An 11,090-nucleotide genomic window follows, 5' to 3' on the forward strand; every position below is an offset into this window, starting at 1 on the left:
GTCATGTGCCGTACAGGACCAACGCTAACCCCATAACCCGGGATTCCCAATCTCAGGGATCACAGATCACCTACTCCATTGGGCGGCCAGTGCTCCCGAAAGTTCTCGCAGGCCGCGCGCGGGTTCCGCGAGGGCCGTCTCGACCGAACCGAAATGCTCCACGAGCGTGTGCGTCTCGGTCACCCCGGCCGCCGCGGCCTCCCGGTACCCGGTCTCGTTGCGCCCTGCGAGCACCACGCACGGCAGGCCGCGGTCCCGCGCGCCGGCCGCGATCCCGGCGACCACCTTCCCGCGCAGCGACTGATGGTCGAACGACCCCTCCCCCGTGATCACCAGATCGGCGGCGTCGAGCTCGGCGTCCAGCCCGACCAAATTCGTGACCAGGTTGATACCCGAAGTCACCCGGCCACCCAGCGCGATCAGAGCGGCCCCCAGGCCGCCTGCCGCGCCTCCACCTGGTTCTTCTTTCAGATGGGTACGCCCGAACGCCTGCTCCAGCACACCCGCGAAATGTTCGAGAGCGGCGTCGAGCCGCAGCACGTCCTCCCGCGAGGCGCCCTTCTGCGGGCCGAACACATTGCTGGCGCCGTGCAGCCCGGTCAGCGGGTTGTCGACGTCGGTCGCGGCCACCAGGCTCACCTGACGCAACCGGGGCTCACCGGCCAGACCGGCCGCGGCGATCAGCGGGCCACCGCCGTACGGAAGGGAATTGCCGGAGACGTCGACCGGCCCGGCGCCGAGCGCGGCCAGCATCCCGGCCCCCGCGTCGTTCACCGCCGAGCCGCCGAGGCCGACCACGACCTCGGCCGCGCCGGACTCGACAGCGGCCGCCAGAAGCAGGCCGAGCCCGTACGAAGTCGTTGATTTGGGGTCTCGCTCGGAGGTCGCCAGAAGATGCAGGCCGCAGGCCTGCGCACTTTCCACGTAGGCGGTGCTGCCGGTCAGGAAGATCTCGCCCTGGACCGGCCGGCCGAGGGGGTCGACGGTGTTCACCGGTATCCGCCGGCCGTCGAGGGCGGCCGCCAGTACATCGACGAAACCTGGCCCCCCGTCGGCGAGTGGCCGGCGAACGAGCACGTCATCGGGGACGGACCAGCCCTCCGCGATCGCATCGGCGACGGCGGGGGCAGAAAGGGTGCCGGCGAACTTGTCCGGACAGATCAGTACGCGCACACCCGCGAGTGTGGCAGCACACCCCGTCCGGGCGCAGCTTCTGTCCGGCCCCCTGTGTAACGATGAGGGACGTGACGTCGACCTGGACCGAACCCGCGAACACCCCCCTCGCCCTCCTGCTGCTCGGTCAGAACACCGACCCGGCCAGCGAGCGGGGCGTCGACTGCCCCGGCGATCTGCCCGCGCCCAGTGACCCCGGCCTGGTGGCCCGGGCCACGGCGGCGAAAGAGAAGCTGGGCTCCCGCGTCTTCGTTCTCGGTCACCACTACCAGCGCGACGAGGTCATCCAGTTCGCCGATGTCACCGGCGACTCGTTCAAGCTCGCCCAGCAGGCGGCGGCCCGGCCGGACGCGGAGTTCATCGTCTTCTGCGGCGTGCACTTCATGGCCGAGAGCGCGGACATCCTCACGACTCCGGATCAGCAGGTGATCCTGCCGGACCTGGCGGCCGGCTGCTCGATGGCCGACATGGCCGTGCTGGGCCAGGTGGAGACCGCCTGGGAGCACTTCGAGGACCTCGGGATCACCGACCAGATCGTCCCGGTGACCTACATGAACTCCTCCGCCGACATCAAGGGCTTCGTCGGCCGCAACTCCGGCGTCGTCTGCACCTCGTCGAACGCCAAGCGCGCCCTCGACTGGTCGTTCGAGCAGGGTTCCAAGGTCTTCTTCCTGCCCGACCAGCACCTCGGCCGCAACACCGCGGTCCTGGAGATGGGCATCGACCTCGACGACTGCGTCCTCTACGACCCGCACAAGCCCAAGGGCGGCCTGACCGACGAGCAGCTGCGGAACGCTCGCATGATCCTCTGGCGCGGTCACTGCTCGGTGCACGGCCGGTTCACCATCGAGAGCGTGCGTGAGGTGCGGGAACGCGTACCCGGCGTCAACGTTCTGGTGCACCCCGAGTGCCGCCACGAGGTGGTCCGGGCCGCCGACTACGTCGGCTCCACCGAATACATCATCAAGGCCCTGGACGCGGCGCCTGCCGGGTCGTCCTGGGCGGTCGGCACCGAGCTCAATCTGGTACGCCGGCTCGCGCTGGCCCACCCGGACAAGCAGATCATGTTCCTCGACCGGGCGGTCTGTTACTGCTCGACGATGAACCGCATCGATCTGCCACACCTCGTCTGGACCCTTGAGGAGCTGGTCGCCGGCCGTGTGCCCAACGTCATCTCGGTCGACGAGAAGACGGCTCGCGAGGCACGCGTGGCGCTCGACCAGATGCTCGCCCTGCCGTAACGCACAGTAGTCAAGTGAATCCACCCGTCCGGTGGATTTTTTAAGGCTGCCTTAGTCAACAGCATTTAACGGCGTTTCGCGCCGCGCTACGACTGGCGTATTTGTCACTCAGCGCTATGCTTCCCCGGTTGCAGAATCGGGTACCCCCACCCTTGCTCTGCCCCTCGTACACCGGGCGGCCCACCGCCCGCCGGCTGGAGGTTACGTTGACCGACGATGTCCTGATCGTGCACGGCGGTACGCCGTTGCAAGGTCAGATCCGGGTCCGTGGCGCCAAGAATCTCGTTTCCAAGGCAATGGTCGCCGCCCTGCTGGGCGAGACCCCGAGCCACCTCTACGACGTGCCGGGCATCCGGGACGTCGAGGTCGTCCGCGGCCTGCTCGAACTGCACGGCGTGAAGGTCAGCGACGGCGTCGAGGACGGCGAGTTGGTGATGGACCCCACGAACGTGGAGAGCGCCAGCACCGACGAGATCAACGTGCACGCCGGATCCAGCCGAATCCCGATCCTGCTCTGCGGGCCGCTGCTGCACCGCCTCGGCCACGCGTTCATTCCCGACCTGGGCGGCTGCCACATCGGGCCGCGCCCGATCGACTTCCACATCCGGTCGCTGCGGGAATTCGGCGCCGTCGTCGACAAGACCCCGGAGGGCATGCACCTCAGCGCTCCGAACGGTCTGCACGGCGCCAAGCTGGAACTTCCGTACCCGAGCGTCGGCGCCACCGAGCAGGTGCTGCTCACCGCGGTCCGCGCCGAGGGCGTCACCGAGCTGCGCAACGCCGCCATCGAGCCGGAGATCATGGACCTCATCTGCATCCTGCAGAAGATGGGCGCGATCATCACGGTGCACACCGACCGGGTCATCGAGATCCAGGGCGTGCCTCGTCTGACCGGCTACGAGCACAAGCCGATCCCGGACCGGATCGAGGCCGCCAGCTGGGCCGCCGCCGCGCTCGCCACCCGTGGCGAGATCGAGGTGGTCGGCGCCCGCCAGGCCGACATGATGACGTTCCTGAACGTCTTCCGGTCCATCGGCGGCGAGTTGAAGATCACCGACGACCGGATCGCCCGTCCCGGCGTGACCGGCGCCGAGGGTGGCATCAAGTTCTGGCACCCGGGCGGCGAGCTGAAGGCCGTCGCGCTGGAGACCGACGTGCACCCCGGCTTCATGACCGACTGGCAGCAGCCCCTGGTCGTGGCGCTCACCCAGGCACGCGGCATCTCGATCATGCACGAGACGGTGTACGAGCAGCGGCTCGGCTACACCGACGCGCTGAACTCGATGGGCGCGACCATCCAGGTCTACCGGGACTGCCTCGGCGGCACCCCGTGCCGGTTCGGCCGCCGCAACTTCATGCACTCCGCGGTCATCGCCGGCCCGTCCAAGCTGCACGCCGCCGACCTGGTCATCCCCGACCTGCGGGCCGGTTTCGCGCACCTGATCGCGGCGCTGGCCGCCGAAGGCACCTCCCGTGTCTACGGCGTCAACCTGATCGAACGCGGCTACGAGGACTTCGAGGCCAAGCTGGCCGCCCTCGGCGCCCACGTCGAGCGTCCCTGAGCTGCATCTTTGTCACGATCAACGGCGCGGTGTGTGTCACACCGCGCCGTTTGGCTACGCTCGTGGCGTGTCCCCGCTGTTTCGCCGCAAGCCAGCTGACGTCGCCCCCTCCCAGGTGGAGGAGGAGGTGAACGCTGCCGACAACCGGCCCAGGAGTTACACCCCCAGCAAGAAAGAGCTGGGTGTCGCCACTCCGAAACGCGCCGCCACCGGCCGCCGCGTGCAGGACAAGGCCCCGGAGAACCGCAAAGAGGCCTACAAGCAGATGCGCGAGCGGCAGCGGTCCGAGCGCGCCGAGGCCAACGCCGGCATGCGCGAGGGCGACGAGCGTTACCTGCTCGCCCGCGACCGCGGCCCGGAGCGTTCCCTGGTCCGCGACATCGTCGACTCCCGCCGCACCGTCGGCTCCTGGTTCATCGCCGGCGCCGTGGTCGTGCTGATCGGCTCCTCAGTGCCGAACCGCACGATCCAGAACATCAGCACCCTGATCTGGGCCCTGCTTGCGTTGGCCGTCCTGGTCGACAGCATCCTGATCGCCCGCAAGATCAAAAAGATGGTGTCGACCCGGTTCCCGCAGAGCACGCAGCGGATGGGGTCCCTCTATCTGTACGGCATCATGCGAGGCCTGACCTTCCGCCGCATGCGCATCCCGAAGTCCAAGGTCGAATACGGCGCCAAGCTGTAAGAGCAGTTTTCCCCCCAGCGCGCGCCAGGCGTCCACAGCCGGCGCGCGCTACCCATTCCAACAACCAACACCCAGCCCCGCCGTGCCGGGCCGGGCCGGACAGGCCGCCGTGCCATGCCGTGCCGCCCCGCCGTGCCGGGCCGCCGTGCCGTGCCGGGCCGCGGCGCGCTGGGCCATGCCGGGCCGGGTCTTGCCGGGCCGGGCCGCAGCGCGCCGAGCTGGGCCGGGCTGGGTCGCGGCGCGCCGGGCCGGATTGCGACGCGCTGGCTGGACCGGGCCGGGCGAGGGTGGGCCGGGCAGGGGCAGGCCGAGGGGCGGGGCGGGGTCGCACCGAGCAGCGTGTCGATTTCAGGTGCGAATCACACCTCAACTCGACACACACAGGCTGGATCCCCACGAGCGTGTCGACTTCAGGCGCCCTCCGCACCCCAACTCAACACAGCCTGGCAGGAACCGCCGCACGCCCTCGCCCTCAGTCAGCCGCGCTCCGATCGCCCCGTTGGCCCGCCGCACGGTGCCGCCACGCCGTCGCTCGCAGATCTTGTGCGGTTCGGCCGTCGGATCGACCGCAAACTCACGAGTTTCGGGAGGTCGCCACCGTGGCGGGTCGATCTCGGGTGGTTCGCGAGTTCCTTGGTGACGCGTTGCCACCACAACAGTGGAGAGTGCTGGCTTTGTGGATACCTGTGGGGGTCAGGGCACCTACAGGTATCCAAGATCGGGCCGCCGCCGACAGCGCACCTTGTCGGGCGCCCACCCTCCGTAACTGATCGGTGAGACCCCGCTCGCCGCTGGTCTGCTGGGCCGCTGCGGATCTTGAGTGATTTTCTACGTTGGAGGGTGTGGGGCGGCACAAGATCTGGATGGTGGGGCTGTCAGGGGATGCCGGCCAGGCGTAGGAGTGCCGCCACTCCCGCTGCTGCTACTACGACCACCACGAAAGGCGCTCGGCGCCAGGCGAGCAGGCCGCCTACCAGCACGCCGGCTGGGCGGGCCACCCCGGCGAACTCGCTGCCGGCCATCAGCGCGGCCGTCGCCGCCAGCGCGGTGAGCAGGGCGGCCGCCGCCATTGGCAGGACGCGTTGCAGGGAGTCGGAGAGTTCGAGACGTTCGCGCAGGAGTACCCCGCTGAGACGGATGATGTAGGTACCTACGCCAAGCGCCACAATCGCCGCGATCAGCATCGGGTCTCCTCAGCCGACGAGCCAGCGACAGCCGACCAGCCCGTGGCAGCCGACCAGCCCGTGGCAGCCGACGAACCAGTGGCTGCCGACGAACCAGTGGCTGCCGAAGCGGCAGTGGCCTGTGACGTGACCGCGCCCGCGTCATCTACGGCCGACGAACCCGTGGCAGCCGACGAGCCCGTGGAACCAGTCGACGCCCCGGCATCGGCCGACGACGCCGCCGGCTCCGGGCCGGCGCCACCCCGGCCGTGCAGGAAACGCCTCGGGAACAGCAGCACCAGCAGGCCGAACAGCGCGCACAACACCGGCAACCCGGCCGGCAGAACCGGAGTCAACCCCACCGCGATCACGGCTCCGGCCAGCGCTACCAGCCGCGTGACCCGGTCTCGCAGCGACGGCAGGATCAAGGCGATCAGGGCCGCCGGGAACGCCGCGTCCAGGCCGAACGCGTCCGGGTCCCCCGTGGCGCCGCCCAACAGAACGCCGAGGATCGTTCCGACGTTCCAGGTGATGAAGAGTGTCGTGCCGACCAGCCAGTAGATCCGGCGGCGCTGCACGGGATCCCGCTCCGCCAGGGCGAACGCCACGGCCTCGTCGGTCATGATGTGGCTGCCCACCAGACGATCGCGCCAGCGGCCGCCGATCGTCGAGGCGATCGTCAGGCCGAACGGCAGGTGGCGGGCGTTCAGCAGCAAACCCGCCAGGACCGCCGCGATCGGGTTGCCGGCGGCGAGCAGGCCGGCCGCGAGGAACTGGGAGCCGCCCGCGAAGACCACTGTTGACATGGCGATCGGCGCCCACGTCGGTAAGCCGTACGCAATCGAGATGGCGCCGAACGACGCACCCACCGCGACCATGGCCGCGCCGAGCGCGCCCACGTCCCGCAGCGTTCGTTTAAACGTACTCATGTTCGCTACGATGAACGAGCGCGAAGCGTTCGTCAAACCGAACAACCCGTCCGATGGAGCGAACATGCAGCAGCCGGCACCGCCGCTGGCCGTCATCGCGGCCGCCCTGCGCCGGGAGCGGGACCGCGCCGGGATCACCCTGACCGAGCTGGCTCGACGCGCTGGACTGGCCAAGTCGACGCTCTCCCAGCTTGAAGCCGGCACCGGCAACCCGAGCATCGAGACGCTGTGGGCGCTCGGGGTGGCGCTCGACGTGCCGTTCAGCCGGCTGGTCGAGCCGCCCACGTCGCCGGTACGGATCATTCGTGCTGGTGAAGGGCCGAGACTGCGGTCGGATCACGCGGATTTCGTGGCGACGCTGCTGGCTACCGGATCGCCGCAGACCCGGCGCGACATCTACATGATGGAGCTGGAGCCCGGTGAGCCGCGGGAGGCCGCAGCGCACATTCCGGGCAGCGTCGAGCACATCGTGGTCTCGAAGGGGCGGATCCGGACCGGCCCGGTGGACGAGCCGGTTGAGCTCGGTCCTGGGGATTACGTGACGTTCCCGGGAGACGTGCCGCATCGGTACGAAGCCCTGGAGCCGTCATGGGCAGTTTTGATCATGGAACATCGCTAGGAGTCGGTGTAAAGCCGCGCCACCACGTCCTCGATGTCCGGCTCCAGCACCGACAGGTCCCGCACCCCGACCGCCGCCACCAGCCCCGCCACCGCGGCGCCCGCTGCCACCGACTCCAGCGCGAACGTCACCCGATGGCCACCCGCCTCCACCGACGTCACGACCGCGCCGGGCAGCGAGAAGTCCGCGGGCAATGGCCGTTCCAGATCAGCCACGAGACTGCGCCGGGACCCGTAGCGCGAGTGCAGCGCCTCGATCGTCCCGTCGTGCACGACCCGGCCGTGGTCGATCACCACGAGCCGCTCGCACAGCCGCTCGATGTCAGCCAGGTCATGCGTGGTCAGCACCAGCGTCACGTCACCGGTCGCGCCCAGCTCACCGAGGAACGCCCGCACGGCCTGCTTGGACACGACATCGAGGCCGATCGTCGGCTCGTCGAGAAACAGCACTTCAGGGCCGTGCAGCAGGGCCGCCGTCAGCTCACCGCGCATCCGCTGGCCGAGCGACAACTGCCGGACCGGCGTATCCATGAACGAATCCAGGTCGAGCAGCGCCCGGCATCGCCGCAGCCGCGCTTCATGATCCGCGGCCGGCACCCGGTAGACGTGCCGGAGCAACCCGAACGACTCGCGCAGCGGCAGGTCCCACCAGAGCTGGGAGCGCTGACCGAAAACGACACCGATCCGCAGCGCCAGCCGGGTGCGCTGCGGCACCGGCGTGAACCCGCACACCTCGATGAAACCGGAGGACGGCGTCAGCACGCCGGTCAGCATCTTCAGCGTTGTCGACTTTCCGGCCCCGTTCGGACCGATATATCCGACCATCTCGCCACGTTCGATCGACAGGCTCACCCCGTCGACGGCAGTGACGACACGTTTCTCTCGCCGGAATCGGCCCGCTTTTACGCGTACCGAAAAGGTCTTTCGCAATTCACGAACTTGAATCATGAGCCTGTGCTCCGATAGTGGCGGATTCCGATGCGCCAGACGACGGCGGCTACAGCCGCTGCGGCGAGCGCGACCAGCGGTGAGAGATAGCCGGCCACGGCCGGCAAACCCAGCGGATCGGCTCGGCCCAGGAGCGCCAGCGCCGGCTGATAAGCGACAAAACCAAACCCCATCGCGTACGCGAAAAGGCTCCTGAATCCAGCGCCATAAACCGTGATCGGGTACGAAGTGAAATCCCGCCCGCCATAGGTGAAGGCGGAGCCGATCTCCCCGGAGTCGACCCACCAGAAAGCGAGCGTGGCACTGATCACGAAGATCGAACCGAAGAAGGCAGCCGCGGCCAGTGGCGTCACGACGATCAGGACAACCCGCGCCGGCGTCCAGTCGATGTGGTTCATCACGACCGCACCGCCGAGCACGGTGAAGCCGAACACCACGCGCAGCGCCTTACGCAACGGCAGGTCCATGAGCAGCAGCTGCGGCAGGGCGGGCAGTGGCCGGACCAGCACGGCGTCGAGCGCCCCGGTCCGGACATAGGTCTTGAGGCGATCCACGTTGCCGACCAGCATGTCGGCCAACGCGAACCCGGCCGAGCTGAGACCGACCATGAGCACCGCCTGGGCCAGAGTGAATCCGCCCACCTGCGGCGTCGCGCGGAACAGCACGATGACCGTGATCACGTCGAAGACCGTGGCGCCCATGTTGCCGACCAGCTCGACCACGAACGATGTCCGGTAACTGAGCACCGACCGGGTCTGCGCGCCGAACAGCGCCGCGTACGCCCGCAGCTCACCCACCCTGGACCACCAGCCGGCGTTCGGCCCGGCGCTGCACCAGCACGGTCAGGCTCAAGGTCAGCACTGCCCAGAAGGCCTGCACTCCGACCAGTCCGGCCTGCATGGCCGGACCGTCACGTTCGGTAATCACGTCAAGTGGCGCCTGAAGGAGGCTCGGGAGTGGCGTACCCAGCCAAAGAGTGACGGTGGCCCAATCGGGCAGAAGTCGCAGCGGGAAGTAAAGGCCGCCGAGGACGCCCGAACCCAGCGTCCAGAGGATCATCGGCCCGCGGGCGTCCTGGAGCCAGTAAGCGGTCGCATTCACGACATAACGGCAGGCGAAGCAGATGACCACGGCGAGGATCACAGAGACCGCGAAGAGCGGGACGGTCTGCCAGCGAGAGGGCACGTGAAGTGGGAAGAAGATCGCACCGGCCACCAGCGGCGGGCCGAACCGGGTGAGCATCGCGTGCAGGGCCCGGCCCAGGTCAGCAGCGAGATAGCTGGTCACCGGGGAGACCGGACGTAACAGGTCGGCGGCGATGTCGCCGGTGCGGATCCGATCGGACAGCTCGGTCCAGCCCCACATCCCGATCACCGCGAGTAACCCTTGACCCACCCAGACGTACGTCGCGAGCTGCTCCACGTCGTAACCCCCGGGCCGCTGCCCCACCGCCCCCGCCGCGACGGCCAGCAGCACGTAGCAGCGCAGGAAGCCGAAGACTATGTTGGTGAACGATCCGGCTATGGTGGCTTGCCGGTAGGTGGAGTACCTCCGGAAACCCGACCTGATAAGCACACCGAAAGTAGTGGCCGAGCCGCGGAACGGACCGATTCGAGAGATCGTCAGCACTCTGGCGTCGATCCGGCTCACGCCGTTAATCTCCTTTCGAATACCCCCCGCAGTGGAGCCGGGCGACTCTAACCCGGTCCCCGGCCTGCCACCGCACGATTTTTGGACAAGGTGGAGTACGCCGTGACGGAGAGTCGCCAACTGCCGGGCCGCCCGTTGGCCGCCCGATGAACGGTTGGAGCTCCCGGCCGGGCCCGGACAGCTGGGACGACGAGCCGGCGTGGGTCTACGAGATCACCTGGGAGTGGGAAGCCCTCCCCGGTCAGCGCTACCCGGGCGACCCCGGACGCCGAAAGGCCGTGCAAACCCCGGTCTACGAAGCGTCCCGAGGCAGCTCCGCCCCGGTCAGCGCCGCGCCGATCAGCTCGGTGCCGACCAGCTCGGTGCCGACCAGCGCCGCACCCATCAGTTCCATCCCGACGAGCAGCGTCCCGACAAGCTCCGTCCCGATGAGCGCCGCGCCGGTCAGCCCGGGCGCGGACGGTCGCGGCCGAGGCCGCGCAACGGTCGGCCCAGCGCCGGTTCCGGCTCCGTCGTGGCCCGAGGATCAAACCCAGCGAGGGTACGAGGAACCGCGCGGCCCTCGTGACGATCCGTCCTGGAACCGGCCCGTCAACGCTCACAACCGCGTCGACGACCGCCCGTGGCAGGGCGGCGGCGATCAGCGTCGTGGCCCGGGCCCGGTCTACGGCCAGGGGCCTGGTTCCGCCCCCGGCTCCGGCTCCGTGCCTGGCTCTGGTCCTGGTTCTGGTCCTGGTTCCGCTCCTGGGCCTGGCTCCGCTCCTGGTCCTGGTCCTGGGCAGCAGGGTCCGGGTCAGTACGGTTCCGCGCGTCCGGCGGCGGCCGCAGGGCGTGGGGTGCCGGTGAATCCTGGGCATCCGCAGGGTCCCGGCGGGATGCCGTCCGCACCTGTCTCGCCCGGCCGCTCCGGTCGGCCGCCGGCAGGGCGGGCTCCTCAGCAGCCGAACGCTCCCGAGGGCCAGGGTCAGCCCGGCCAGTGGGGCCGTGGTCCGGTCCAGCCGCAGGGTTACACCGGCCGTCCCAGCGGTCCCGGCTATCAAGGTGGCCCGGTTCCGCCCGGTTCCGTTCCGCCTGGTCCGGTTCCACCCCAGGGTCCCGGCCGTGGTGGGCAGGTCCCGCAG

The 11,090-nt window shown here is 69.2% G+C and carries 11 protein-coding genes; 4 read left to right on the forward strand and 7 right to left on the reverse strand.

The window, feature by feature from the left end; genetic code table 11:
• Positions 1 to 66: 66 nt before the first annotated feature.
• Positions 67 to 1,173: a glycerate kinase family protein gene (locus tag B0I29_RS11240; RefSeq protein WP_111648867.1), complete on the reverse strand. Its 1,107-nt coding sequence runs from the start codon at positions 1,171 to 1,173 to the stop codon at positions 67 to 69.
• A 62-nt stretch (positions 1,174 to 1,235) separates the two neighbouring features.
• Here B0I29_RS11240 and nadA point away from each other — a divergent pair, with 62 nt between their 5' ends.
• The 3 genes from nadA to B0I29_RS11255 all read left to right on the forward strand — a co-directional run bounded on the left by nadA (position 1,236) and on the right by B0I29_RS11255 (position 4,661).
• On the forward strand, positions 1,236 to 2,414 hold the full coding sequence (gene nadA / locus B0I29_RS11245; RefSeq protein WP_111648868.1) for a quinolinate synthase NadA: 1,179 nt from the start codon (positions 1,236 to 1,238) through the stop codon (positions 2,412 to 2,414).
• A 206-nt stretch (positions 2,415 to 2,620) separates the two neighbouring features.
• A complete protein-coding gene (gene murA / locus B0I29_RS11250) occupies positions 2,621 to 3,976 on the forward strand; it encodes a UDP-N-acetylglucosamine 1-carboxyvinyltransferase (protein WP_111648869.1) in 1,356 nt (451 codons plus the stop codon).
• A gap of 67 nt (positions 3,977 to 4,043) precedes the next feature.
• On the forward strand, positions 4,044 to 4,661 hold the full coding sequence (locus B0I29_RS11255) for a DUF3043 domain-containing protein (RefSeq protein ID WP_111649153.1): 618 nt from the start codon (positions 4,044 to 4,046) through the stop codon (positions 4,659 to 4,661).
• An 875-nt stretch (positions 4,662 to 5,536) separates the two neighbouring features.
• On the opposite strand, the gene B0I29_RS11260 is transcribed toward B0I29_RS11255, so the two are convergent.
• Both B0I29_RS11260 and B0I29_RS11265 read right to left on the reverse strand, forming a co-directional pair.
• Entirely contained in the window at positions 5,537 to 5,845 is a 309-nt protein-coding gene (locus B0I29_RS11260; RefSeq protein WP_111648870.1) for an AzlD domain-containing protein, read from the reverse strand.
• On the reverse strand, positions 5,839 to 6,753 hold the full coding sequence (locus B0I29_RS11265) for an AzlC family ABC transporter permease (protein ID WP_245972441.1): 915 nt from the start codon (positions 6,751 to 6,753) through the stop codon (positions 5,839 to 5,841). Before B0I29_RS11265 ends, B0I29_RS11260 begins: the two co-directional genes overlap by 7 nt.
• A gap of 64 nt (positions 6,754 to 6,817) precedes the next feature.
• On the opposite strand from B0I29_RS11265, the gene B0I29_RS11270 reads away from it, so the two are divergent.
• Positions 6,818 to 7,372 carry a helix-turn-helix domain-containing protein gene (locus B0I29_RS11270; protein ID WP_111649154.1) on the forward strand — a complete coding sequence of 185 codons (555 nt, stop codon included), beginning with the start codon at positions 6,818 to 6,820 and terminating at the stop codon, positions 7,370 to 7,372.
• On the opposite strand, the gene B0I29_RS11275 is transcribed toward B0I29_RS11270, so the two are convergent.
• From B0I29_RS11275 to B0I29_RS47400, 4 genes are all read right to left on the reverse strand, one after another.
• A complete protein-coding gene (locus tag B0I29_RS11275; protein ID WP_111648871.1) occupies positions 7,369 to 8,319 on the reverse strand; it encodes an ABC transporter ATP-binding protein in 951 nt (316 codons plus the stop codon). The genes B0I29_RS11270 and B0I29_RS11275 overlap by 4 nt on opposite strands.
• The gene (locus B0I29_RS11280; RefSeq protein WP_111648872.1) at positions 8,316 to 9,116 is read right to left on the reverse strand and encodes an ABC transporter permease; all 801 of its coding nucleotides are present in this window, start codon (positions 9,114 to 9,116) and stop codon (positions 8,316 to 8,318) included. Before B0I29_RS11280 ends, B0I29_RS11275 begins: the two co-directional genes overlap by 4 nt.
• Positions 9,109 to 9,960, reverse strand: coding sequence for an ABC transporter permease (locus B0I29_RS11285; protein WP_111649155.1), 852 nt, complete (start codon positions 9,958 to 9,960; stop codon positions 9,109 to 9,111). Before B0I29_RS11285 ends, B0I29_RS11280 begins: the two co-directional genes overlap by 8 nt.
• Before the next feature lie 301 nt (positions 9,961 to 10,261).
• Entirely contained in the window at positions 10,262 to 10,417 is a 156-nt protein-coding gene (locus B0I29_RS47400) for a pentapeptide repeat-containing protein (protein WP_111648873.1), read from the reverse strand.
• Positions 10,418 to 11,090: the final 673 nt, after the last annotated feature.

Source organism: Actinoplanes lutulentus (assembly GCF_003259845.1).
GTDB classification, from domain to species: domain Bacteria; phylum Actinomycetota; class Actinomycetes; order Mycobacteriales; family Micromonosporaceae; genus Actinoplanes; species Actinoplanes lutulentus.